This window comes from Gordonia oleivorans (assembly GCF_040044975.1).
GTDB classification, from domain to species: domain Bacteria; phylum Actinomycetota; class Actinomycetes; order Mycobacteriales; family Mycobacteriaceae; genus Gordonia; species Gordonia oleivorans.
The window spans coordinates 93478-118179 of sequence record NZ_JBDZDI010000013.1; the positions used below are offsets into that span (position 1 = coordinate 93478).

Consider the following 24702-nt stretch of genomic DNA (forward strand, 5'->3'; position numbering starts at 1 on the left):
TAGAGTTCGCTGACATGAGCACGGTCACCCTGGGCGCGCTGGCCGGACACTTCGGCCGCGACCTCACGCGCGGCGTGGACAAGGCCGTCGGGATCATCGAGGCCGCCGCCCGCGACGGCGTCGACCTCCTGGTGTTTCCCGACGCCGCGCTCGGCGGATACATCGGTGACCTGCGACATCCCGACCCCGAGGATCTGCCGCCCGCCATCGACCCGGCCGGGGCCGAGGTGGCGGCGATCATCGCGGCGGCGGGCCCGATGACAGTGTGCATCGGATACACCGAGGCCGCCGGCGACGTCCACTACAACGCGGCGATCTGCGTCAGCGGCGACGGCATCCTCGGGTCACATCGCAAGGTCCATCAACCGGCCGGCGAATCGGAGGCATACGCGGCGGGCGATTCGTTCCGCACCTTCGACACCCCGGTGGGACGGATCGGCATGCTCATCGACTACGACAAGACCTTCCCCGAATCGGCGCGCACCCTCGCGCTGCACGGCGCCCGCGTCATCGCGGCGCTGTCGGCGTGGCCGGCCAGCGTCACCGACCGCGCCACCCGATTACCCGCCGACCGGCAGTCCCGGCTGTTCGACCTGTACGACTGCGCCCGCGCCGCGGAGAATCAGGTGTTCATGGTGTCGTCCAATCTCACCGGCATCACCGGGTCGTTGCAATTCCTCGGTCAGGCCAAGGTGGTGGGGCCGGGCGGCGACGTGCTGGCCACCACCCGATCCAAGGGCGGCCTGGCCAAGGCGGAGGTCGACATCGACGCCGAGATCGACCGCGCCCGAAGGGTTCTCAACCATCTCAGCGAACTGCGTCTCGACATCTACGCCACCGATCCGGTGCGGGAGGGGTGAACCGTATGCGGGTCGCGTTGCTGACCTATTCGACGAAGCCTCGCGGCGGCGTCGTGCACACGCTGAACCTGGCCGAGGGGTTGGCGGCGCAGGGCGCCGAGGTGACGGTGTGGAGCCTGGCCCGCGGCGGCGACGAGGGATTCTTCCGTGACGTCGATCCTGCTGTACAGCAGGAACTTCTGCCGTTTCCCGACCGCGCCGACGAGACGGTCACCGACCGCATTCTGCGCTCCATCGACACGCTTCGCAGTGGTTTCCGCCCCGACGAGTACGACATCGTCCACGCGCAGGACTGCATCAGTGCCAACGCCGTCGGACGCTGCATCCGCACCATCCATCACCTCGACCAGTTCACCACGCCCGTCCTCGTCGAATGCCACGAGAAGGCTGTCGTCACTCCGTACGCCCGCATCTGCGTGTCGCAGGCGGTGTCGGACGAGGTGCATGCCGGTTGGGGCCTGACACCGGCCGTGATCCCCAATGGTGTTTCCTACGAACGTTTTGCGGCGGCATCGGCGGATACACCGGCCGCGGTCGAGGCCCGCGGAGAGTGGCGGTCTCGACTCGGTCGGTATGTGCTGGCCGTCGGCGGCATCGAACCCCGCAAAGGCAGCATCGACCTGCTGGCGGCATGGGCGCGGCTAGGACGCGACGATCCCGACCTCGGGCTCGTCTTCGCCGGTGGCGAGACACTCTTCGACTATCGCGGCTATCGTGCCGAATTCGACAGTCTTCAAGAGGCTTTGGGTGTGCATCCGGTGGTGCTCGGCAATGTCGCCGATCCAGACCTGCCGTCCCTGGTGGCCGCCTGCGAGGTGTTCGCCTTCCCGTCGACGAAGGAGGGCTTCGGCCTGGCCGCGATGGAGGCCCTCGCGGCCGGTCGGCCCGTCGTCGCGCGTGATCTGCCGATACTGCGAGAAGTGTTCGGCGACAGTGTGTCCTACGCGACCGACGTTGCGTCGCTGGCCACCGCATTGGCCGCCGCGGGTGAGGACGGGGGTCGCCGCGAACGCGGACGAGCCCTGGCCCGGTCGCTGACCTGGGAGCGCGCGGCTGCGGCACATCTGGAGTTCTATCGGCGACATCCGTTGCGGAGGTAGTTCTTTTGGCGGTGGTCCGGTACCAGCCTCAGCTCACCGGGTCTCGACACGATGCTCGCCCTTGGGGCTCGCATCGGCTCGACCGGCGGGTGGAAGGCCGAACCCATTCTTCGCTGGTCGAGCCGTCCGGAGCGATAGCGCAGGACGTGTCGAGACCCGGTGCGACGAAGTTGGAAACCACCCCAACCCCTCCGCTGCTCCCGCTGACATCCGTTGCACGGGTGTTCTTTCGGCGGTGGTCCGGTACCAGCCCCACCTCACCGGGTCTCGACACGATGCTCGCCCTTGGGGCTCGCATCGGCTCGACCGGCGGGTGGAAGGCCGAACCCATTCTTCGCTGGTCGAGCCGTCCGGAGCGATAGCGCAGGACGTGTCGAGACCCGGTGCGACGAAGTTGGAAACCACCCCAACCCCTCCGCTGCTCCCGCTGACATCCGTTGCACGGGTAGTTCTTTTGTTGTGGTCCGATACCAGCCCCACCTCACCGGGCCTCGACACGATGCTCGCCCTTGGGGCTCGCATCGGCTCGACCGGCGAGTGGAAGACCGAACCCCTTTTTCGCTGGTCGAGCCGTCCGGAGCGATAGCGCAGGACGTGTCGAGACCCGGTGCGATGGTGCTGGGACACAGCCGAACCGCTACCCGAACCGCCCCTACCCGAACCGTTCCGTCCGGATCAGCGCGCGGTCGTGCCCGGCCTCGATCATCCATTGGGCACAGTTCTCGACGAAGCCGTTCGGTCCGCAGATGTAGACGTCGGGTCGTCGGTCGGGAGCGATCGTGGCGTCGGCGAGCTCGGTGGACGTGAGTCGCCCTGGTGGCCGTGACTCGCCTGCGGGTGCGACTCGGGTGTGAAAGAGATTGAGCGACAGCCGATGATGGTCGGCGAGCTGGCGCAGGTCATCGGTGAAGAGCGTTCGGTCCGGCGACCGCAGGGAGTACACGAGGTTGAACCGAACCTGTGGCGCCGACGCCTCGCGGGCACGGATCATCGACATCAACGGAACGATGCCGGAACCCCCGCCGATCAGTTGCACCGACCGCGGACTGCTCGGCTCCCAGGTGAACCAACCGCCGTGCGGTCCGCTGATCTCCAGCGGATCACCGGCCTCGACGACGTCGACCAGATATGGCGACACCTCGCCGTCGTCGGCACGTTCGACGGTGACCTCGGTGGTGGCGCGTTCCCGGGTATCCGACAGCGAGTATGCCCGTGCGGTGGTGTAGCCGTCCTCGGCGGTGAGCCGAATGTCGATGTGCTGGCCGGCAATTGCGGTGAACGGCTCCCCCAGCGCCAGTCGCAGCGACACCGATGACGGACTCTGCCGGATCGTGGAGATCACGGTGGTGACCTGCCAGCCGTCACTCACGAGTAGCGCTCCTCTTTCCACGGGTCACCGTAGATGTGGTAGCCGCGCTCCTCCCAGAAGCCGGGGGTGTCACGCGGCATAAACCGTAGGCGCCGAACCCATTTGGCGCTCTTCCAGAAGTACAGGTGCGGGACCAGCAACCGCACCGGGCCGCCGTGCTCGGCTGCCAGTGGCTCACCGTCGAAGGTGTCGGCCAGCCAGCCCTTTCCGTCGACGAGGTCGGCGAGTGGGACGTTTGTGGTGTAGCCGCCGTAGCAGTGCGCCATCACGAAATCGTCCGGCTGCCATGGCAACAGCGCCAGCAGGGTATCGAAAGACACGCCCCGCCATCGGGTGTCGAACTTCGACCATCGGGTGACGCAGTGGATGTCGGTGGTGATGTCTGCGTGGGGCAATGCCGAGAACGCGGCCCAGTCCAGACTGTGCGCACGATGATCCGACGACTGGATCGTCAGCTTCCACGACTCGAGCGGTAGCGACGGGGTGGGTTCGGCGGACAGGACCGGGAAGTCGACCGTCGAATACTGCCCGGGCGGGAGCCGTCGGGCGGTGCGATCGCGCCGCCCGACGAATCCACGGTTGACGATGGCCATGTGACCGATCCAGCCTACAGCCGGCCCAGCAACTCGGCCTTCTTGGTGGCGAACTCCTCGTCGCTGAGGATGCCGCGCTGATGCAGACCGGCCAGCTGCTCGATGGCCGCGAAGATGTCGTCGGAACCCGAGGACGGCGCCTGATGCGACGTCGGCGTTACCGGTGCCTGATCGAACTGCGGCGCGGGTTCGGGTTGGGACACGAATCCCGGCTGGGACACGAATCCGGGTTGGGACGCGAATCCGGGCTGGGACACCGATCCGGGGTCTGGGGCCGGTGCGGCCACCGGCGTGGCGTCGACCTGCCGATCGGTGAGTTCGGTCAGGCTCGACACATCGAAGGTGCCGAACTGGCTGGTGAAGCTCACGGTGCCGGGGTAACCGCCCTGCTGCTGTTGCACGCCGCCGATCTGGTGGTCGCCGGTGTCGAAAACGCGCGTGACCCCGTTCTGCTGGATGGCCAGTCGCCGGGTTCCAGGGAACACCGCATACCGAGAGTCGTTCTGCCCACCGGTGGAACTCGGCACGCCGAGCTCGGTGGGCCACCAGTTGTTGGCCGTACCGAAGCCGTAGTTCGCGCTTCCGCCGGCGGGGTGCGCCGGGGGCGGCGGGAACACGATCGTGGTCGCCAGGAGCTGCGACAGCTCATTGCAGAGCGAATCGACGCGTGCCTTCAGGGCGTTGTCGAACATGTTGCCCACCATGGTCATACCGCCGCGCATCCACTGTCCGGATCCGCCGAGTTCGGGGATCGAGAACTGCGCCATCGTGCCGCCACCGCTGTTGACGGCGTACAGCATCGCCAATACGGCGTCGTGGGAGATGCCGTAGCGTCCGGCGATCTCGTTGACCGATTGCTCGGCCTCGGGGGTGAGGGCACCCTGCATGATGTGACTCTTTCGTCGAGGAAATCCGACACAAGTGTACGGCTACCACGCAACGGAATTCAGCCCGCGCAGGCGGCCCCTGCTCGCACGCGCACGTCCGTTCCTCAGGTGGTCGGCGGCGGAACCACCGCACCGCGGACATGTGCCGCACGACGGCGCGCCACCGGCGCCCAGAGCATTCGTTGTGTCCACAGGGTGAACCAGCCGGCCACGGTCATTCCGACGATGTTCACCAACAATTGCAATGCCGAACCTCGTACCTCATGCCATTCGGCGAAGGCCGCCGCCAGGGCGATGTTCCCGGCGGCCGGAATCGTGGTGACCGAAATGAACACCCCGGCCAGGCCGCCGAGGCGCGCCGAGGTGATCGAGAGGATGCCGGCCACCGCGGCGAGGACCGCCACGACGAACGACCACCGGTCCGGTGAGTAGATGAAATCGGTCTCCGGGTGGTGCTGCAGATCGTCGAGGTCGACCCATCCGATCCCGCGCATCACCCAGGACAGGGCGTATGTCACGGCCATCGCGACCGCGAAACCGACCACCAGGGTGCGTGCGGACATGCCGAGCAGATTCCATCGCCGGAGTACCAACGCCACCCCGAGCGCCGAGATCACCCCGAACTCGGGTCCGAGGACCATCGCCCCGATCGTCAGGATCTGTGAATCCAGCACGATGGCGATGGCCGCCAGCATGGTGGCGAGCACCATGAACCCGAGGTAGGTGAAGTTGAGTTCGGAGTCTGCGTAGGCGCGGCGACCGACCTGCGCCCACACGACGGCATCCGAGCCGAAGCCGGGCGCCGCGCGTTCGGCCTCCAGGGCGTGCCGGGACAGGAAGGTCTCCACCTCTTCGGCGCGGACGCACCCGTCATCGGCGACGCCCATGCTCCGCAGGGTCATGATCAGGTCGTCGGCGGCTTCGCGCGCGACGTCGAGGGTGATGACGTCGCCCTGCGGCTTCACCGACGCACCCCGCATGACCGCCACCGAACTGACCGTCTCATCGTCGACGACGAGGTCGAGCACACCGGCGGTCTGTGCCGTCGGCACCGAGATCTCGAGATGGAGCATGCCTCATTGTGGCGCCTGGTCGGCGTCGTCACGCCTGCGAAACACCGGGTTCAGATGTCGAGTGCGAGATCGTCGAGTTGTGCGAGACCCTCACCGCGGGCCAGGAGTTGCTGATAGGCGGCCAGGCGCACGCGGTCGATGTCGGTGTTGCTCACGCCCTTCTTCCAGTAGCCGAACACCGCGACGTCGTCTTTGCCGAGTCCGACCGAGTTGCGGAAGTACCGGCGAATCGTGCGCATATCCTCGCGTTCGCCGGCGGCCCACACCACGACCTCGGCGGGATGCTCGATTGTCCGTGCCGCGGCTTCGAGCCCTCCATCGGCGACGGTCACCCGGTGCACGGCGATCTGTGCCGAACGGGGCAGTTCGTCAAACGCAAAGTCGCTGTGGCTGAGGACGAATGCGTCGGCTCGGCGATGCGACGGCCACTGGCGGAGGATCTCATACAGCGCCGGGATCGCCGAGTCATCGGCGAACAGGACCGCGTCGGCGCGGCCCTCGGGTACCACGAAGTGAGGTCGTGGCCCGACGATTGTCACCTGATCGCCCGCCCGCACTGCCGCCGACCACCGCATCATCGGACTGCTGGATCGATGCCGGACCACGTCGAGGGTGATCAGCGACCGGGATCGGTCGGCGTCACGGACAGTGTAGACGCGCGACGCGTCGTCGAACCGCGGTCCCAGATTGACCCGGACGGCCACGTTGGGTTGCTCCCAGGTCGGATCCGTTGCGGCATCACCGATGTCGATGGTCAGCCGCATCAGATGCGGGTCGGGACACTCACGCGCGACGACCGTCGCGGTCAGCGTTGTCAACTCGCCGGCGTGGTCGTCGTTCTCGAGCACGTCATCGGGCTTGTCGGCAGTCATCGATCCCACCTCTGCTTGGTTAGTTTATGGACCCTCTACTTATTTAGTATAGGGGTACTATACAAACCATGGGAAGCGTCGGCCGGCCACCAACGATCAGCGCCGAGAGGATCGTCGCCGTGGGCACCGAGATCACCCTCCCCGCGATCACCTTTGCCCGCGTCGCCAAGGAACTCGGCGTCACACAGCCCGCCCTCTACAAACACGTCTCCGGCGTCGACGAACTCAAACGGCTGATCGCCGAGCACATCTTCCTGTCCTGGGCTCTTCCGGCGCCGTCCGCAGATGACTCGCTGCCGACCTATCTGTTCGGCTTCGGCCACTCGATGTATCTACTGGCGCAACAGCATCCGGGGATCACCGGCTTCCTCACCCGGCGCGATGACACGACACCCTCGATGGTCGACAAGATCGCCGAGCACCACCGCGAGGTTGCCGCCACCTACCGGCTGCCCCGCGCCACCGCGCAGTGGCTGTTGTCGACCATCGCATTTCACTGTGTCGCACTGGCCGACACCTTCTACGCCACCCGCGACGGCGCCGCAGACCACGACACCGGCGACGCCGATCGCGAATTCGACTGGGGTCTGAAGTCGTTGATCCTGGGATCACTGCGCGTTCTCGACATCGACACCGAGCCCCCGCGCGGTTGGACCTTGCGACGGCCGCGGATCCACTGAACGGCGAGGTCCCTGTCAACGTTGAGGCGAGCGCTGTCAACGTTGAGGCGAGCGCTGTCAGTGATGGCAAGAGCGCTGTCAGTGATGGCAAGAGCGCTGTCAACGTTGAGGCGAGCGCTGTCAGTGGGTCCAGGGATCAGGTGGTGGCACGCATCACGAGTTCGACGGGCAGCCGGATGGTTTCGGGTTCCCGGCCCTCGACGAGGTCGAGGAGTCGCCGCACCGCGGTCTCACCGATCCGGTGGGCGGGCGAGCGGATCGTCGTCAGCGGGACCGGCAGTTGTGCGACGGTGGGGATGTCGTTGAACCCGATCAACGCGACGTCGTCGGGGATGCGGATGCCGAGGTCGCGGGCGGCGCCCATCACGCCGATCGCGACCGTGTCGGAGACCGCGAAGATCGCGCGCGGTGGGCGCGGCGCGTCGAGCAGTGCCCGGCCGGCCGCGACGCCCCCGTCGACGCCGAAACTCGACTCGACGATCCGCTCGGGAGCCAACACGACGCCCGCGGACTCCAGCGCGGAGACGAACCCGGCCGTCCGGTCCCGGCCGGTACTCGCATGCGCCGGACCGGTGATCACCGCGAGGTCGGTGTAGCCGCGATCGAGCAGGTGCCGCGCGGCGAGGATCCCGCCGTTGCGGTCGTCGGCGCCGACGAACGGCAGTCCGGCGTCGGCGTGCCGGGTGACCGTCACCATCGGCAGATCGCGAACCGGGAGTGACTCGATGAACGGCTTTCCGGGGATGTGCAGGCCACCCAGCAGCAGGCCGTCGACCTGACGTCCGGCGAGCATTTCGATCGCCCGGCGCTCGGCGTCGAGATCGTCGGGCGGCGACGACAACAGCACCGAATACCCCGCGCGCGTGGCGGCCTCCTCGATGCCCTGATAGGTGGTGGCGACGACGCCGTCGGTCAACCGCGTCATCACCGCCCCGATCGTCGTCGTCTTGCGCGTCCGCAGGCTCGCCGCCCAGCGGTTGGGCTGATAGCCGAGTTCGTCGGCGATCTCCCGAATCCGTCGCGCCGATTCCGACCAGCCACCGGCCGGCTCACTCTGCCGCAACACGCGCGACGCGGTCGACACGTGAACTCCGGCGCGTTCGGCGACCTCCTTGAGGGTCGCCACCCGCGGGGTGCTCGACATCGCCGCACCTTTCCTCCCTGATCCGCCGACTCCCGGACCAACGCCTGCCACCCTCCATCTTGACGGCACGCCGTGATGCTGCCTACAGTAGCCACCAGAAATCGATTGTGCAATCGTTCTTACCAGGAGGTTTAGATGTCCAAGCCGCAAACATTGAGCCAATTGTTCGCCCTCGACTCCCTGCTCGACGACGAGGAGATCGCGATCCGCGACACCGTCCGGAAGTTCGGCGACGAGCGCCTGCGGCCGCACATCGCCGACTGGTTCGAGGACGCCACCCTGCCCGCCCGCGACCTCGCCGTCGAACTCGGCTCACTCGGCGCGTTGGGCATGCACCTCGAGGGCTACGGCTGCCCCGGCACCAGCGCAACCGCCTACGGGCTGGCCTGCCTGGAACTCGAGGCCGTCGACTCCGGCATCCGCAGCCTGGTGTCGGTGCAGGGATCACTGGCGATGTTCTCCATCCACCACTGGGGCAGCGAGGAGCAGAAGACCGAGTGGCTGCCGCAGATGGCGGCCGGCACCGCCATCGGCTGCTTCGGTCTGACCGAGCCCGACTTCGGATCCAACCCCGCCGGCATGCGCACCAACGCCAAGCGCGACGGTGACGACTGGGTCCTCAACGGCACCAAGATGTGGATCACCAACGGTTCGATCGCCGACGTCGCCGTCGTCTGGGCCAACACCGACCTCGAAGATGGCGCCCGCGGCATCCGCGGCTTCGTCGTCCCCACCACCACCCCCGGCTTCTCCGCCCCGGAGATCACCAAGAAGATGTCGCTGCGCGCGTCGGTCACCTCCGAACTCATCCTCGAGGACGTCCGCCTGCCGGCCTCGGCGATGCTGCCCAAGGCCCGCGGATTGTCCGGACCGCTGACCGCCCTCGGCGAGGCCCGCTTCGGCATCATCTTCGGCGCCATCGGCGCCGCGCGCGACTGCGTGGAGGTGGCCGTGGAGTACGCGCAATCCCGCGAGGTCTTCGACAAACCCCTTGCGGGGTACCAGATCACCCAGACCAAGCTCGCCGACATGGCTCTCGAGGTCGGCAAGGGCCACCTGCTGGCCTATCACCTCGGTCGCCTCAAGGACCGCGGCGAGATCACCCCCGAGCAGGTCAGCACCGGCAAGCTCAACAACGTCCGGGAATCCATCGCGATCGCCCGCGAATGCCGAACCATCTTGGGCGCCAACGGGATCACCCTCGAGTACCCGGTGATCCGACACGCCAACAACCTGGAGTCGGTACTCACCTACGAGGGCACCTCCGAGGTCCACCAGCTGACCATCGGCAAGGCCCTGACCGGTGAGGGTGCGTTCCGGTGAGTGGCGCTCTCGGCGGGCTCGTCGTCGCCGACTTCGGTCGCGTGCTCGCCGGGCCGTACGCCACCATGCTGCTGGCCGATCTCGGTGCCGAGGTCATCAAGATCGAACGGCCCGGCTCCGGTGACGACACCCGCAGTTGGGGTCCGCCGTGGGTGGGCGATCAGTCGTCGTACTTCCTGTCGGTCAACCGCAACAAGCAGTCCCTGTCGGTCGACCTCACCGATCCCGACGGGCTGGCCCGGGCTCGAGACCTGGTGGCGCGGGCCGACGTCGTCGTCGAGAACTTCCTGCCCGGCACGATGGACCGCCTCGGCCTCGGCTACGACGACGCTCGAAAGATCAACCCGGACATCGTGTATTGCTCGGTCACCGGCTTCGGTGGCAACAATCAACTACCCGGCTACGATCTGCTGATCCAGGCCGTCGGCGGACTGATGAGCATCACCGGCCCCGATCCCGACACCCCCACCAAGGTGGGTGTGGCCATGGTGGACGTGATCACCGGGTTGCATGCGACGGTGGGAATCCTTGCCGCCCTTCGTCATCGCGACGCCACCGGCGAGGGTCAGCGCGTCGAGGTGAATCTGCTGTCGTCGTTGTTGTCGGCGTTGGTCAATCAGTCCTCGGCCTATGTGGCCGCCGGTGTGGTGCCGCACGCGATGGGCAACCGCCATCCGAGTATCGCACCGTACGAGGTGTTTTCGGCATCGGACCGCCCGTTGGTCCTCGCCGTCGGCAACGACCGCCAGTTCGCCTCCCTCGCCAAGGCCATCGGGCTGCCGGATCTCGCTGTGGATGAACGGTTTTCGACCAACACGGCACGTGTGGCGCACCGTGAGGAACTCGGCCGCATCCTCAACGACGCCCTCGCCGCCGACACCGCCGACAACTGGTTCACCGCGCTGACCGCCGAACGGGTACCGTGCGGCCCGCTCAACGACATCGACGACGCCATCGCGCTCGCCGAACGGCTCGGTCTGGCACCGGTGATCACCATCGACGACGACCGGCGCGATGCGCCGATCACGCAGGTGGCCAACCCGATTCGGCTCAGCGCGACGCCGGCGACCTACCGGTCGGCACCGCCGCTGCTCGGCGAGGACGATACCGAGGAGGGCAGCCGCGGTTGACGTGCGTGGCATGGTGGAGTCATGGCCACAGCTGATGCCCTGCACGGAGATGCTCACGTCGACCTCTACCTGAAGACCGGGGGTGAACAGGGCTACGAGTGGAACGGAACCCACATCCTCATCCTGTTCACCACCGGCAACAAGTCCGGGCAGGAACGGCGGCATGCGCTGATCTTCCGTCCGTGGGGCGACGACGCGTACCTCGTCGTCGCCTCCAAGGGCGGCACCGACGCTCCCCCGGCCTGGTTCCGCAATCTCGAGGCGAACCCGAATGCGGAGGTCCAGATCAAGGCCGACCGGTTCCCGGTGCACGCACGCGTCGCCACCGACGAGGAGAAGCCGGCGATGTGGACGTCGATGACCGAGGTGTGGCCGGATTACGACACCTACCAGACTAAGACGTCTCGGGTCATTCCGGTTGTGGTTCTGGAGCGGGCAGCACCATCGTAGGGTCGGCGACGGCCAGCCGCTGCCGCACCCGGTCGCGTGCGGCACGGAAGTAGGGGCCCCGACGATCGTGTGCCCGGGCATTGGGCGACTGCGGGCCGTGCCGAGAGAGCATGTCGGCCATCCGATGTTCGACGAGCATCACCTGCCCGCACGGGCCTGCGGTCTGATCGGCGATGGTCAGTGCATCCGACAGTGCGTCCTCGGTGAAGACGAAGTCGGCGAGCGCGTCGCTCAATCCGCGTTCCTCGGCGACGAAACGTGCACCGGAGTGGTGGGCGACCAGATCGGCGATCAGGTGCGGCCACTCGTGCGCACAGAGATAACGGGCGCCGTCGACCGGATGAAAGCCGATGTCGCGCAGCGCGGGGACGTATCCGATGTCATGCAGCCAGGCCGCGGCGATGAGCGTCTCCCGATCGGCCGGGTCCACGGTGATCGCCAGTTTCTCGGCCTGCGATGCCGCGGTGGTCACATGATCGAGACGACGTGGGTCGTCGGCGAGGAGTGTGGTGGCCAGTGCTTTCGCCGCGGCGACGAGGGACACGCGTGGCTGCTCCGCCGTCGTACTCATGGTGCTGACCCCGATCGCCGCTGGTGAACGATTCGGACATTACTCCTCGGTTCACAGAATTGCCGAAGACCGCTGCCACCAGCGCAGCGGTCTTCGGGGCGTCGTCAGGCGATCTTGTTGAACGGGTCGTGTTCGGCGATGAGGCGGTCGACGCGGGCCTCGTCGAGCCGTGCGCGAACGGTGTCGTGCTCCTGGCGGTCGCGGACCACCTTGGCGAGGGTGAAGGTACTCGAGGTCAGAAACAGCAGCGTGATGGCCAGAAAGCCGCGCTGCCACGGATCGATCGGGAGGTAGAAGATGCCGACGCACGCGGTGGCGAGACTGACGCCGAACGCAATGGCGGCCTGCAGGAAGAAGGCGGCGGTGGTGGAGGCGCGGGACACATCAGCGGAAGAAGTCATGCGACGAGAATGACAATCCGGACGGGATGTGAGATGGGGGAATCTACCCATATTCGGTGGGTAATCCACGCGCCACCCACCGACCGGCCTCACCCGCCGGCGGCGATGATGGCGGCGATGTTGCGTTCGGCCACCGCGGTGATCGTCAGCGACGGATTGGACGCGGCCGCCGAGCCCGGCAGCATCGCGCCGTCGTTGACGTAGAGATTCTGATATCCCTTGACGCGACCGTACTCGTCGCACGCGGTGCCCAGCGTCGCGCCGCCCATGCAGTGAGCCCAGGTGAGGTCCGGTTCGTACAGGACGCCGCTGACCGGCAGCCCGGAGTGTTCGGCGAGCCGATGCCCGATGCGCATGCAGTTCGCGGCGACGTCGCCGTTGCCCGCGGCCGGCCAGTCGAGTACCACCCGACCCGTGTCGCGGTGATAACGAAAGGTGCCGCGGGAGTGGTCGACCGAGGTGATGCCGACCTTGATGGCCGAGGTGTCCAGGGCCGCCGCCGCGGCATCCAGCGGGCCGAGCGAAAAGGTGCTGTTGACGACGGCACGGGCGAACGGACCGTCGGTGTCGAAGAACCCCTGGGCGCCGACCGCCGACTGGGTGTCTTTTCGGGTCCCGCCGAGCGCGATGTCGATGTTGCCGTTGCCGTTGTTGCCCCAACCGGTGCCGATGTGTTCGTTGAGGTTCGGCAGCGTCCCGGTGTCCCGTGCGGCCACCAGCAGTCGGTTCGTACCCAGGCAGCCGGCGGCGAGGACCAGACGGTCGGTGGTCAGGACGCGGCGGGCAAGGATGTCACCGTAGGGGCTGACGTAGTCGACGTCGAGCACATATCGACCGGAACGTTCGATATGGATGCCGTTGACCTGATGCCGCGGATGGATGGTGGCCTTACCGGTCGCCTCGGCCCGCGGCAGGTAGCTGAACGTCAGTGAGTTGAGCGAACCGTTGGAGTTCGCCAGGGCACTGCTGGTGGCCATCGGCTTGGCCCGCCCGGCGATCTCGTCGCGCACCACATTCCAGCGCCAGTTGCCGGGCAGGGCATGCGGTTGGTAGCCCGCCGATCGGGCGACGCGTGCGAAATCCCGGGCGTTGCTGAACGTGTGATCGCGATACACGTCGGCGGGAACGACCGTCGCACCCAGTCCGGCAAGGGCTTTCGGGTACCAGACGCGCGCCATCTCGTCGTAGTTCACGGTGCCGCCGAAGACTTCGTCGAACGGGGTGCGTTCGGACTGCGCAGTGATGCCGATGTAGACGACCGACCCGCCGCCGACCGCGGCGCCACACAGGATGGCCGAGTTGTGGTGCCAACTGATCTCGAAGATGCCGCCGAAGTCGTCGACGGCGGCCATCGCACCGAGGGTTTCGGCGTAGGCGGGCACCGTCAGCGTCGAATCCGGGGCCCCGTCGGCCAGGGACCGCTGCGCATGCCACAGCATCCGACCGTCGAATCCGAAGATCTCGCGCCACGGATCATGCGGCCATCGCGAGCCCCGTTCGAGGACGGTGGTGGCGATTCCGGCCTCCGCCAAGCGAAGTGCGCTGACCGCACCGCCGAATCCGGAGCCGATGACGATGGCCTCGGAATGCTGCGGTGGCGCCGGGACCGGCCGGAAGATCTCCGGGACGAGACGTTCGTACACACCGCGGCGAGGTGGTGCCGCGGCACCACGTCCGGCCGCCAGAAGCCCACTGCCCCAAAGGGCTCCGGACATGCCGGCGGCCACCGCGCCACCGGCCGACATCCTCAGAAACGATCGACGATCCATGATCACCCCACCGAGTTCGTCACCGCAGATCCGCCTCCCCGCGGTCATCTGCAGTGTCCCCGACCCAGTCAGTACGCCGGTCACCATACCCTGTGGCGATGCACCGCGGCAGTGCACGGGACGGCGACGCGGTGACTTGCCAAGACGGCGAAACCCATGACCCGACGCGCCCGGCGGTCCATCCTGGTCAATGACCGTCCACCACCAGGCGAGGATGCCCGATGACCGATCACACACCCGCCGACGCCGTCCGCGGGGCCACCGACAGCGAGTGGTTCGAGCGGCTCGCCCGCGCGGGGCACGTCGTCAGCGGTTTGCTGCACCTGCTGATCGCCTACATCGTCGCGCGCCTCGCCTTCGGCGATCCGGGCAATGCCGATCAGTCCGGGGCGCTCGGCCTGTTCGCCTCCACGCCCGGTGGCCGCACCGCCCTGTGGATCGCGGTCGTCGCCTTTGTCGCGACGGCATTGTGGCGCGTCGCGGAGGTGATCCTCGGCCCGCATCCGGCCGATCCGGCGCCCGACGATGACGACGGCTGGGTCGACCGCGCGAAGGCGGGCGCACTCGCCGTGGTGTATCTGGCGTTCGCGTGGTCGGCGGCGCAATTCGCCCTCGGCCATGGGCAATCCAGCGGTCGTCAGAATGCCGGTCTGAGCGCACGATTGATGGGATCGGCGCCGGGCAAGGTCCTGCTCGTCGTCGTCGGGCTCGTGATCATCGCGGTGGGCGCCTACCACGTCTACAAGGGTGTGACGCGATCCTTCTTCGACGATCTCAAGATCGACGAGAACGACGCGGTGAAGGTCACCGGGATCGTCGGTTACACCGCGAAGGGACTGGTGCTGGCCGGTGCCGGACTGCTCGTCATCGTCGCGGTCGCGACCGTGGATCCGTCCAAGGCCACCGGGATCGACGGGGCGGTGAAGACCGTCGCCGGGTGGCCCGCGGGGCAGGTGCTGCTCGTCATCGCCGCGCTCGGCCTCGCCGCCTACGGGATCTATTGCTTCGTGATGGCGCGGTACGCGCGGATGTGATCCGAATCCGACAAAAGGCACTGTGTACCAGACACTTCCGGACAATCCGGCACCTCGGTGCTGATGGACAGGAAGTTGCCAGCAGATCGACACCGACCGCCGAGGAATCGTCCGCACGATCGATCCCGTGAGCCTCCTCGACGCCCAGCCCGTGAGTCCCGATAGCGCGTCCACCGCGTCCCCGGCAGCCGGACCCCCGGCAGCCGCGTCGACGAAACCGACGGTCCGCGACCGCATCCTGCTCGCCGTGCTGCTCGTGGGCACCGCCGTGCTGTATCTGGTGAACATCACCGCCAACGGCAACGCCAACACCTTCTACGCCGGGGCGGCGTGGGCGGGTTCGCGGAACTGGGAGGCGCTGCTGTTCGGGTCGGTCGATCCGTCGAATTTCATCACCGTCGACAAACCGCCACTGTCCCAATGGGTGATGGGGGTCTCGGGGCAGATCTTCGGTTACTCCTCGGCGAGCATGCTGATCCCGCAGGCACTGATGGGCGTCGCGTCGGTGGCCCTGGTCTACGCCATGGCCACCCGGGTCAGCGGACGCACGGCCGGGCTGATCGCCGGTGCCGCACTGGCACTCACCCCGGTCGCGGCAATGATGTTCCGCTACAACAATCCTGACGCGGCGATGGTGCTGCTGATGACGGCGGCGGCCTACTGCACGGTGCGTGCACTGCCCCGCGCGTCGATGAAGTGGCTGATATCGGCCGGGGTGGCATTGGGATTCGCGTTCCTGGCCAAGATGCTCGAAGGTCTGATGATCCTGCCGGCGCTGGGTCTGGTCTACCTCGTCGCCGCACCCACCACGTGGGGCCGACGTTTCGGCCACCTGCTCGCGGCCGCCGGCGCGATGGTGGTGTCGGCGGGATGGTTTGTGCTGCTGACCATTCTGTGGCCGGCATCCTCACGTCCGTATCTGGCCGGTTCCACCGACAATTCGTTCATGAATCTCGTTCTCGGATACAACGGTCTGGCCCGGATCGAGGGCCGCGAGGGCGGAGCCGGTATGGGCGGACAGCACGGTGGCGTGGGTGCCGGGGGAATGGGTGCCGGCGGGATGGGTGCGATGACACAGCACGGCGCGACCGGCGCCGGCGGTGGTGGCGGTCGCTTCGGCGGTGGTGGTGGCATGTTCGGCTCGTCGCCGGGCATCACCCGACTGTTCACCGGGGAGTTCGGTGCGGAGATCTCATTCCTGCTCCCATCGGCACTGATCGCCTTCGTGCTGCTGCTCGTGCTCCGCGGCCGCCGCCCCCGGACCGACCTCGTCCGCGCCACCACCCTGCTGTTCGGTATCTGGCTCATCGTCGACGGTCTGGTGCTGTCGTTCATGAACGGCACCACCCACCCGTACTACAGTCTCGCGATCGCACCTCCCATCGCCGGACTCATCGGCGTGGGCGCCGTGCGGCTGTGGCGGGCACGCGAAGACACCGATGCGGTGCGCGCCGGCATCGGGCGGTACGGGCTCGCGGCGATGGTGCTCGCCGGCGGGATCTGGGGATTCGTGATCCTCGACCACGCGCCGAGTTGGCAACCGTGGCTGCGGTGGCTGGTCCTCGTCGCCGCGATCGCGTCGGCCATCGCACTGATGATTCCGGCGTGGTCACGTCGCCGGATCGCGGTGATCGCCGCCGGAGTCGGTCTGGCCGCACTGATCTCGGCACCCGCGGCGTACGCGATCAACGGCGACACCGTCGCCCACACCGGCGGTGGGCCGTCGGTGCTGCCCACCTCGTCGTCGACACATACCGGCGGCTGGGGCGGTGGTTCCGGTGGACGGGCCGGATCGGCCGCGGGCGGTCAGTCGGGGACGCGTATGGGCGGATTCGAGAACCAGGCAACACCCGCGCAGCTGACCGCCATGCTGCAGGGCTCGGGCGCCCGCTGGGCCGCCGCGGTCACCAGCGCGAATGCAGCCTCCGGCATCGAGCTCGCCGCCAAGGTGCCGGTCATGGCCATCGGCGGATTCAGTGGCAGCGATCCGACGCCGACGCTCGCACAGTTCCAGCACTACGTCGCCGACAAGCAGATCGGCTACTACCTGGTCGCAGGGACCGGCACCTCTGCTGGCGGAGCAACCCCGGGTGGTCCGATGGGCGGGCGCCGTTCCAGTGTCGGCACCGCCATCAGCGAATGGGTGACCAGCACCTATCACGGAGTCCGGGTCGGCAATTACACCGTTTACGATCTGAGCTGATCGGGCGTAGGTTGGCCTCATCGAGGTCAGGAGGCCTGAGGTGACGCACCAGATGTCTCGTCCCGACGCGGTGGTCGTCGGGGCGGGAATCGCGGGCCTGACCGTGGCCCGGCTGCTGTCTCGCCATGGTCGATCGGTGGTGGTGCTCGAGGCGCGTGACCGGATCGGCGGACGCGTCCACACCGATCGCTCCGACGGGACGATCACCGATCTCGGTGCCTCGTGGATCCACGGCATCGACGACGCCCCACTGTTCGACGCGGTCCGCGGATTCGGGATGCGGTCCGTCGAATTCACCGTCGGCAGTTACCAACCCGATTCCCGGCCGATCGCCTACTACGGTCCCGACGGCCGACGCCTCGACGACGCCGGCGCGGCCGCCTTCGCCGCCGACGTCCGGGACTGCGATGCACACCTGTCGCGACGCATCGCCGACATCGGCTCGGGCACATCATATGCGGCGGCGGTGGAGGAGACTCTCGGCGCGGTGGGCTGGTCGGCGGAACGCGCCGAGCGGGTGCGGGAATTCCTGCACCACCGTACCGAAGAGCAATACGGCGTCGACGCACGCGACCTCGACGCCCACGGACTCGACGACGACGAGACCCTCGGTGACGAGGTGATCTTCCCCGACGGGTACGGCGTTCTTGCCGACTCCCTGGCGGTCGGCCTCGATATTCGGTTGGGGCACTTCGTGTCTCGCATCGAGTGGGGTGCCGACGGTGTTGCCGTCCACACCGATCGGGGTGTTGTCGGAGGGGCGGTCACCGTCGTCACCGTTCCGGTGGGTGCGCTCAAATCCGGTGCCATCGTGATCGAGCCACCCCTGCCCGAACCCGTTGCCGGCGCCCTCGGCCGCCTCGAGATGAACGACTTCGAGAAGATTTTCCTGCGGTTTCCGGAGAAGTTCTGGGACGACGACGTGTACGCGATCCGGCGTCAGGGCCCGGCGGGGGCGTGGTGGCATTCCTGGTATGACCTCACCGCACTGCACGGCACCCCCACCGTGCTGACCTTCGCCGCCGCCGACTGCGCGCGAACGATTCGCGGGTGGGACGACGCGCGGATCGTCGGGTCGGTGCTCGACGCACTCCGGGACATCTACGGCGACGCGGTTGCCGATCCCACGCAGGTTCAGATAACCCGTTGGCAGGATGACCCTTTCGCCCTCGGTTCGTATGCGTACATGACCGTGGGTTCGACGACCGCCGATCATGACGTCCTCGCCACGCCCGTCGGCGGGGTGCTACACCTGGCCGGTGAGGCCACCTGGACCGACGACCCGGCCACCGTCACCGCGGCGCTGATGTCGGGCCACCGGGCGGCGTGCAGCATCCTGGGGCGTGACATCCCGATCGAGGACCTGTGGACACCGACCCAGTGATGTTCGTGCTCGTCCTCGGCTGTGGCGTGGTGGCCGCGGTGTGCGCCCTCGCCGCCGCCTATGTGTACCTACGGGGCGCGGGTGACGATGTGCACGGTGACCGGGTCGACAGGGACCGGCGGGCCCGCCAATGGCTGATCGGCACAGTCGTTTTCGGTGTCGGCGCCATCGTGCTGCGGTTCGTGTGGGCGCTGATGTGACGGTGGCGTCCACCCGAGAATCCCCGCACCCCGAAACCTTGTACCCCGAAGAGATGAAAGTTCACACCGAGGGGCCGTCCGCGGATCGTTGCGTGCGGGTTGCCGATACGATCATCGCCTGTCGAATGAAAGGCCCTCATGTCCATGCGTTCTCGCACGTACGCCCACCGCCGGTGGGCGTTGCTCGTGGCCGCGGTGACGGCCGTCCTCGCCGGCGCCGGATGCAGCGCCGAGACGGGAACCGCGGTTCCGGAGAACGCGGCGGTGTCAACGGTGGGCGGCAGTGGCGCTACCGCAAGCCCGACGGCGACGGTCGATCCATGTGCCGGGGCATCGGGGACCTGCCAGGTGGTACGCATCGTCGACGTTGACGGTGACGGCACACCGGATCCGGTGGCGATCGCGTACTCCTCCGATGCGCCTGCACCTGGGATCGCCTTCGGCACATCGCACATCACCACCCGGGTCGGGATCAACGGAACGGTCCACTCGGTCACCCAGAATGTGTCAGGCAGCGCCTACCCGACCCCGTTTGACATCTTCCGCGGCGCATTCGCGATCAGCCGCGCGCACGGCGCCGATCTCGCCCTGCATCTGGTCCGGGGGCAGGGCAATGCCGAACAGTTCTCTGTGATCGGCTGGAACGGAGCCGAATTGGTGCCATTGCCCCAGCCGCCCATCCCGGGTGCGACGAGTATGGCCACCCCGGGTATCTGGTATCTCGGTTCGTCGCACGGCAAGCAGGATTCGATCGTGTGCCGAACGCCGGGCGAGATCGCGGTCGTCAGTCTGAGTGCGGCGACCCAGGAAGGGATTCCGATTCCCGGCGGCGGCCGGCGAACGGAGAACTACTTCACCTTCAGCGCGAATGCGTGGCAACCACGCGGGTCGGACACCACCGCCGACAGCAGCTTCTCCTATGCCTGGGATGCGCACACCAACGCGTTTCGGTGCACCCCGCTGGGCACCGCCGGGTGAGCGTGCGCCGTCACACCGCCGTCAGACGGAACACACGGATCTCGCGATCCGTACGCCGCCGGTATTCGCCGTAGACCTCGATCAGATTCGCCATCTCGCCGAATACCCGGTCCCGTTCCTCACCGTCGAGAAGGGTTGCTTCCGAAGCGATTTCGGAGTCGCCGATCGTCACCCAGCAACGCGGATCGGCGAGCAGGTTCCAGGTCCAGGCGGGATGGTGCTCCTGCCCGAAGTTGGAGCCGATGAGGAAGATGTGCGGATCCTCACGGTAGTAGAGCAGCGGGGAGGTCCGGCGCTCACCCGACTTGCGTCCGATCGTGGTCACCAGCGCGGTCGGTGCCGCGATCGGCCCGAGCGTGGTGAATCGGCCGTGGGAGCGTTTCATCAGGGCCCGGTCGAGCGGGGTCATCGTGCGGATCACCCACGAGCCGGGCTTGGTCTTCGCGAACGCGACCAGCGGCGCACGCAGCGGACTGGTCTCCGATCCCCATCGGACGTCGGGGTAAGGCGTACCCATGGCGTGACTCCTCGGTGTGTGATCCGGCTGTGGTGTCCCAAGTGTGCGGGATCGCGCATCCGGTCCGGTCCGGATTCATCACAATCCGCGACTGTCGGAGGGTCGGCGTAGCGTCGCCTCCACATCCCCGCGATTGGAGCACGATGGCCACCCACACCGTCACGCACCACGTCCTCGGTTCGTGGTCACTCGACGTCAGCCGGGAGTTCTGGGAAGGATTCACCCCGTCGGCATTGGGCGGTAGCCAGGAACCGGGCCGGCTGTCGACGGTGTTCCGGGTCGACGCGGACTGGTCGGCGGCGCACGTCACCGTGGAGCAAGACGATCAGGACGCACAGATCGTCGTCACCGGTGACGGTGACCTCGAGGCCGCGGCGACGCAGACCGCACGGTTCCTCGCGCTCGACGTCGACGCCCGCGGCTGGCCGGAGGTCGGGGCGCGTGATCCGGTGATCGGGGCGGCGCAGGCATCGCTTCCGGGACTGCGGCCGTGCGGTTTTCACTCCGCTTACGAGGCCGCGGCGTGGACGGTGCTCTCCCAGCGCATCCGCATCGTGCAGGCCGCGAAGCTCCGTGCCGACATCACCACCCGGTACAGCGGCGACGGCGCGTTCCCCGCGCCATCCACCCTGGCCACCCTCGATCTCGACCTCCCCGGCCGCAAGGCCGAGTATCTGCACGCCGTCGCCGACGCCGCACTGGACGGACTCCTCGACACCGGCCATCTGCGGTCGATCCCGCCGGCGGAGGCGGTGTCGGCGCTGCAGGAGATCAGAGGCATCGGCCCGTTTGCGTCGGAGTTGATCGTGCTGCGCGGAGCCAACGCCCCCGACATGGTGCCGACGCACGAGCGGCGGCTCGCGGCCGAGGTGCACGAACACTACGGACCCGACCGCACGGTTGCCGACGTGTCGGAGGCGTGGAAACCGTTTCGGACCTGGGCGTCGGTATATCTGCGCGCCGGCCGCGAGCACCGCACGCACGAGATCGCCGGCGGCTGATTAACTACTACGTGCACGATGTCCCCTCGCAACCCGGTCGAGCGTCGCGCGTGAAGGAAATGTGATGGGTGTGGCAGAGCGGTCGGGCCCGACGAGATCGTCGACACTGCGTCGTGCCGGCGTCGCGAGTTGGTCACTACTGGGAGTGATCGCGCTGATCGTCGTTGCGGCCACGGCGATCGGTGCGATCAGTGGCATCCTCGTCCCGCTGGTGATCGCCGTGATCATCGGTCTCGTCCTGGAACCGCTGAAGGAACGCCTCGAACGGTGGGGGCTCCCGTCGACGCCGGCGACGATGGTGACGCTGCTGGTGGCGGTGGCGGTCGCCGCGGCCACCATCGCGATCGTGGTGTCCGGGTTCCTCGACCAGTGGCCGGAGATCTACCGGCAGCTCATCGGCGGGTGGAACGCCTTCGTGAAGTGGGCGGGCGATCTCGACATCGACGCCCAGATACTCGAGCATGCCCGCGCAGCCTTCGAAAGCCATGCCGCACAACTGGGTCAGGGCGCGCTCGGTGCCGTCACCAGTACCTTCTACGGCGTGATCTCCCTGATCATGGGAACCTTCTTCGCGCTGTTCTTCCTGTTCTTCGTCCTGCGCGACGGTCAGCGGTTCTCGGAGTGGCTGGCGCGTCGCGGTGACTTCGACGCCGCCGAGGTGGAGCAGATCGCCGCGCTGTCACGCCAGTCGATCCGTGGGTACTTCCGCGGCACCGCGATCACCGCGATCCTGACCGCGCCGATCTTCATGATTCCGCTTCTGGTGCTGGGAATCCCGCTGGCCATCCCGATCTTCGTCCTGTACTTCTTCATGTCGTTCATCCCCTACCTGGGGGCGTGGCTCACCGGCGCGTTCGTCGTGCTCATCGCGTTCGGCACGGGCGGACCAACGGCCGCGCTGATCATGGGGATCACCTTCATCGTCTCCAACGGCACCATCCAAAGTGCCGTCAGCTCATGGGCACTCGGGTCCTCACTCCACCTGCATCCGGTGGCGGTGCTGCTGGCGACGATGATCGGCGGGACCGCGGCCGGGTTGCTCGGCATGGTCCTGGGCCCACCGGTGCTCGCGGTGGTGACCAAGTCGATCAAGGCCATCCAGGAGATGCGGAGGCCTGCCGCCGAGGACGCCCCGAGCGAGACGACCTGATCGGGGCGCAGCGACGCCCGTCGTGAACCGTTGGCAGCAGAACCCACGTCACCTGACGGATGACGTGCGCCGCCGATGAGCGCAGAGTGTTCGGTGTTCGACAACACCCCCGACACCGACGAAAGCGCACCGCCATGCACCTCCCCCACGCACCGCACACCGCCTACTCCCATGGCTTCTACTCCGACGCCGGCCGCGACTACTCCGTCCGCATCCTGCTCGGCTACGCCACCTCCGGCGCGACCGATGCAGGCGAGGTCCTCACCACCATCGACGGCATCGGCGACGGTCACGACCGCGACTGGTACGACGCGTGGCACCGCCTGGGCACGCGACTGGCCACCGAGGCCGCCGCCGTGGCCGATCGCGGGCACCGGTTCAGCGCCGCGATGAGCTACCTCCGCGCCGCGACCTATCTGTCGGTGGCGTTCGACGCGCTGGACGGTATCGCCGACGACGCCGAGCGGATGCCCGTCTTCGCCGCGCATCGCGCGGCGTGGGAGAAGTTCATCGATCTCGGTCCGTTTGTCGCACAGCGACTCTCCATCCCCTACGAGGGCACCACACTGCCAGGCTGGTACCTGTCACCCGAGGACGCCGGCGACGACGATCGGCGTCCCACGCTGGTGATGGTCAACGGGAGCGACGGGGCGGTGTCGGGCCAGTGGTCGGCCGCCGCGCAGGGCGCGCTCCGACGCGGCTATCGCGTGGTGATGTTCGACGGACCGGGCCAGCAGTCGATGCTGTTCGAGCAGGGCATGACCTTCCGGCCCGATTGGGAGGCGGTGCTGACCCCGGTGACCGACGTCGTCGTCGGGTTGCGTGGTGTCGACGCCGACCGGCTGGCGGTCTACGGCATCAGCCAGGCCGGCTACTGGGTGCCACGAGCGATCTCCTTCGACCATCGCTATGCCGCCGCAATCGCCGACCCCGGCGTCGTTCAGGTGGAGGCGTCCTGGCTGGCGAATCTGCCGCACGCACTGCAGTCGATGCTCGCCGAGGGCAAGGATCACCAGTTCGATCAGATGATGTCGATCGGGCTGAAGGCCAGCAAGGCCACCCAGCGGATGTGGGACTGGCGCGCCCGCCCCTACGGTCAGGAGACCTATGCCGCAACGATGAAAGCTGTTGCACAGTACACGCTTACACCGGATGTCGCGGCACAGATCCGGACGCCGATGCTGATCACGGCGCCGGAGGCCGAGCAGTTCTGGCCGGGGCAGTCCGAACAACTCGCCGCGATGTCCGGGGCTGACACCACCGTGGTGGCGTTCACCGCCGCCGAAGGGGCGAGTTGGCATTGCCAACCGATGGCACGGGCGCTCACCGAGCAGCGCATGTTCGACTGGCTGGATGAGACGCTGGGCCTCATCTGAATCAGTCCGGAATCAGTTCGCCCGGAATCAGCTCATCCGGCGCACCCCGACGGTGTTGATCACCATATCGATCAGACGAGCCTCCTCGGCGGGCTCCGCCGGCCACAACAGCAGGGCCAGGAACGATCCGATACACCCTTCGGGGCGACGACTCTCGTAAGTGATGACCTCAGTGCGATGTGGTGGACGCGGGAATCGCACCGAGAGCGATCCGAGATGACCGAACGATCCGCCGAGAAGCGCGCGGCGCGGCGTCATGCCCCTGAGCATCGGGTGCCTTACCGGGAGGCGCTGGCCGCGGTACGGGGCCGTCGACGGGGTCCCGATGTCACGCTTGTTCGGACGCCGACTCCTGATCGAGGCCGCGGAGGGATGCGGCATCACCCACTGGGCCCGCATCGACTCCTGGGATGGTGAAGGGACCCTGGCCGTCACCGACCTCGGCGGCGAACGGTTTCAACTCACCATCGACAGTCTGTCGCCGGTTCTGCTCGACCATCTCACCGACGGCACCATCTGCGACCCCCTCGACATCGACGCCTACCTCCCCGACGAGATCATCCAGTCGGCACTGTTCGGCGCGGTCATCTACCGGACGCTGATCCGTCGACGACCGGAGTTCACGGCGTGAGCGCGG

The 24702-nt window shown here is 67.5% G+C and carries 26 protein-coding genes; 15 read left to right on the forward strand and 11 right to left on the reverse strand.

The features are described 5' to 3' along the window. Positions 1 to 14 precede the first annotated feature (14 nt). Together ABLE92_RS17600 and ABLE92_RS17605 are read left to right on the forward strand one after the other, a co-directional pair. Positions 15 to 860 (forward strand): carbon-nitrogen hydrolase family protein, encoded by an 846-nt coding sequence (locus ABLE92_RS17600; RefSeq protein WP_348806041.1) that lies wholly within the window; start codon positions 15 to 17, stop codon positions 858 to 860. Between the two features lie 5 nt (positions 861 to 865). Continuing rightward, positions 866 to 1960, forward strand: coding sequence for an MSMEG_0565 family glycosyltransferase (locus tag ABLE92_RS17605; RefSeq protein WP_348806092.1), 1095 nt, complete (start codon positions 866 to 868; stop codon positions 1958 to 1960). A gap of 652 nt (positions 1961 to 2612) precedes the next feature. Here ABLE92_RS17605 and ABLE92_RS17610 read toward each other — a convergent pair. The 5 genes from ABLE92_RS17610 to ABLE92_RS17630 form a co-directional block, all read right to left on the reverse strand. After that, a complete protein-coding gene (locus ABLE92_RS17610) occupies positions 2613 to 3329 on the reverse strand; it encodes an FAD-binding oxidoreductase (protein WP_348806042.1) in 717 nt (238 codons plus the stop codon). Beyond that, positions 3326 to 3922, reverse strand: coding sequence for a sulfite oxidase-like oxidoreductase (locus tag ABLE92_RS17615; protein ID WP_348806043.1), 597 nt, complete (start codon positions 3920 to 3922; stop codon positions 3326 to 3328). The genes ABLE92_RS17610 and ABLE92_RS17615 overlap by 4 nt, the downstream gene beginning before the upstream one ends. A gap of 14 nt (positions 3923 to 3936) precedes the next feature. Beyond that, entirely contained in the window at positions 3937 to 4809 is an 873-nt protein-coding gene (locus ABLE92_RS17620; protein ID WP_348806044.1) for an SHOCT domain-containing protein, read from the reverse strand. 104 nt (positions 4810 to 4913) lie between these two features. After that, on the reverse strand, positions 4914 to 5882 hold the full coding sequence (locus tag ABLE92_RS17625) for a DUF389 domain-containing protein (protein ID WP_348806045.1): 969 nt from the start codon (positions 5880 to 5882) through the stop codon (positions 4914 to 4916). Positions 5883 to 5932: 50 nt separating this feature from the next. After that, positions 5933 to 6754 (reverse strand): siderophore-interacting protein, encoded by an 822-nt coding sequence (locus tag ABLE92_RS17630; RefSeq protein WP_348806046.1) that lies wholly within the window; start codon positions 6752 to 6754, stop codon positions 5933 to 5935. Positions 6755 to 6822: 68 nt separating this feature from the next. On the opposite strand from ABLE92_RS17630, the gene ABLE92_RS17635 reads away from it, so the two are divergent. Beyond that, complete coding sequence (locus tag ABLE92_RS17635; protein ID WP_348806047.1) at positions 6823 to 7434, forward strand: TetR/AcrR family transcriptional regulator; 612 nt, start codon at positions 6823 to 6825, stop codon at positions 7432 to 7434. Positions 7435 to 7570: 136 nt separating this feature from the next. Here the strand turns inward: ABLE92_RS17635 and ABLE92_RS17640 are convergent, their stop codons facing one another. Continuing rightward, positions 7571 to 8578, reverse strand: coding sequence for a LacI family DNA-binding transcriptional regulator (locus ABLE92_RS17640; RefSeq protein ID WP_348806048.1), 1008 nt, complete (start codon positions 8576 to 8578; stop codon positions 7571 to 7573). Between the two features lie 135 nt (positions 8579 to 8713). On the opposite strand from ABLE92_RS17640, the gene ABLE92_RS17645 reads away from it, so the two are divergent. Genes ABLE92_RS17645 through ABLE92_RS17655 form a run of 3 tightly spaced genes read left to right on the forward strand, consistent with a single transcriptional unit; the run spans position 8714 to position 11481 of the window. Then, positions 8714 to 9901, forward strand: a complete 1188-nt coding sequence (locus ABLE92_RS17645; protein WP_348806049.1) for an acyl-CoA dehydrogenase family protein — start codon at positions 8714 to 8716, stop codon at positions 9899 to 9901. Next, positions 9898 to 11031 (forward strand): CaiB/BaiF CoA transferase family protein, encoded by a 1134-nt coding sequence (locus ABLE92_RS17650; RefSeq protein ID WP_348806050.1) that lies wholly within the window; start codon positions 9898 to 9900, stop codon positions 11029 to 11031. The genes ABLE92_RS17645 and ABLE92_RS17650 overlap by 4 nt, the downstream gene beginning before the upstream one ends. 21 nt (positions 11032 to 11052) lie before the next feature. Beyond that, complete coding sequence (locus tag ABLE92_RS17655) at positions 11053 to 11481, forward strand: nitroreductase family deazaflavin-dependent oxidoreductase (protein WP_348806051.1); 429 nt, start codon at positions 11053 to 11055, stop codon at positions 11479 to 11481. On the opposite strand, the gene ABLE92_RS17660 is transcribed toward ABLE92_RS17655, so the two are convergent. From ABLE92_RS17660 to ABLE92_RS17670, 3 genes are all read right to left on the reverse strand, one after another. Further along, complete coding sequence (locus ABLE92_RS17660) at positions 11441 to 12052, reverse strand: HD domain-containing protein (RefSeq protein ID WP_348806052.1); 612 nt, start codon at positions 12050 to 12052, stop codon at positions 11441 to 11443. The genes ABLE92_RS17655 and ABLE92_RS17660 overlap by 41 nt on opposite strands. 104 nt (positions 12053 to 12156) lie before the next feature. Beyond that, entirely contained in the window at positions 12157 to 12453 is a 297-nt protein-coding gene (locus ABLE92_RS17665; RefSeq protein ID WP_348806053.1) for a YiaA/YiaB family inner membrane protein, read from the reverse strand. A gap of 89 nt (positions 12454 to 12542) precedes the next feature. Next, positions 12543 to 14270, reverse strand: a complete 1728-nt coding sequence (locus ABLE92_RS17670; RefSeq protein WP_348806054.1) for a GMC oxidoreductase — start codon at positions 14268 to 14270, stop codon at positions 12543 to 12545. Between the two features lie 173 nt (positions 14271 to 14443). Between ABLE92_RS17670 and ABLE92_RS17675 the strand changes: the two genes are divergently transcribed. The 5 genes from ABLE92_RS17675 (at position 14444) to ABLE92_RS17695 (ending at position 20021) form a co-directional block, all read left to right on the forward strand. Then, positions 14444 to 15256 carry a DUF1206 domain-containing protein gene (locus ABLE92_RS17675; RefSeq protein ID WP_348806055.1) on the forward strand — a complete coding sequence of 271 codons (813 nt, stop codon included), beginning with the start codon at positions 14444 to 14446 and terminating at the stop codon, positions 15254 to 15256. A gap of 127 nt (positions 15257 to 15383) precedes the next feature. Beyond that, positions 15384 to 17459, forward strand: coding sequence for an ArnT family glycosyltransferase (locus ABLE92_RS17680; protein ID WP_348806056.1), 2076 nt, complete (start codon positions 15384 to 15386; stop codon positions 17457 to 17459). 52 nt (positions 17460 to 17511) lie between these two features. Then, a complete protein-coding gene (locus tag ABLE92_RS17685; RefSeq protein WP_348806057.1) occupies positions 17512 to 18843 on the forward strand; it encodes a flavin monoamine oxidase family protein in 1332 nt (443 codons plus the stop codon). Further along, entirely contained in the window at positions 18825 to 19043 is a 219-nt protein-coding gene (locus ABLE92_RS17690; protein ID WP_348806058.1) for a hypothetical protein, read from the forward strand. The genes ABLE92_RS17685 and ABLE92_RS17690 overlap by 19 nt, the downstream gene beginning before the upstream one ends. Before the next feature lie 144 nt (positions 19044 to 19187). Beyond that, the gene (locus ABLE92_RS17695) at positions 19188 to 20021 is read left to right on the forward strand and encodes a hypothetical protein (protein WP_348806059.1); all 834 of its coding nucleotides are present in this window, start codon (positions 19188 to 19190) and stop codon (positions 20019 to 20021) included. 10 nt (positions 20022 to 20031) lie between these two features. Here the strand turns inward: ABLE92_RS17695 and ABLE92_RS17700 are convergent, their stop codons facing one another. Next, entirely contained in the window at positions 20032 to 20538 is a 507-nt protein-coding gene (locus ABLE92_RS17700; RefSeq protein WP_348806060.1) for a nitroreductase family deazaflavin-dependent oxidoreductase, read from the reverse strand. Positions 20539 to 20681: 143 nt separating this feature from the next. On the opposite strand from ABLE92_RS17700, the gene ABLE92_RS17705 reads away from it, so the two are divergent. From ABLE92_RS17705 to ABLE92_RS17715, 3 genes are all read left to right on the forward strand, one after another. Then, on the forward strand, positions 20682 to 21539 hold the full coding sequence (locus ABLE92_RS17705; RefSeq protein ID WP_348806061.1) for a DNA-3-methyladenine glycosylase family protein: 858 nt from the start codon (positions 20682 to 20684) through the stop codon (positions 21537 to 21539). 64 nt (positions 21540 to 21603) lie between these two features. Further along, a complete protein-coding gene (locus ABLE92_RS17710) occupies positions 21604 to 22689 on the forward strand; it encodes an AI-2E family transporter (protein ID WP_348806062.1) in 1086 nt (361 codons plus the stop codon). A 134-nt stretch (positions 22690 to 22823) separates the two neighbouring features. Beyond that, positions 22824 to 24065, forward strand: coding sequence for an alpha/beta hydrolase family protein (locus tag ABLE92_RS17715; protein ID WP_348806063.1), 1242 nt, complete (start codon positions 22824 to 22826; stop codon positions 24063 to 24065). 27 nt (positions 24066 to 24092) lie between these two features. Here ABLE92_RS17715 and ABLE92_RS17720 read toward each other — a convergent pair whose 3' ends face one another. After that, positions 24093 to 24323, reverse strand: coding sequence for a hypothetical protein (locus tag ABLE92_RS17720; RefSeq protein ID WP_348806065.1), 231 nt, complete (start codon positions 24321 to 24323; stop codon positions 24093 to 24095). Between the two features lie 67 nt (positions 24324 to 24390). Between ABLE92_RS17720 and ABLE92_RS17725 the strand changes: the two genes are divergently transcribed. Continuing rightward, a complete protein-coding gene (locus ABLE92_RS17725; protein WP_348806066.1) occupies positions 24391 to 24696 on the forward strand; it encodes a hypothetical protein in 306 nt (101 codons plus the stop codon). Positions 24697 to 24702 lie beyond the last annotated feature (6 nt).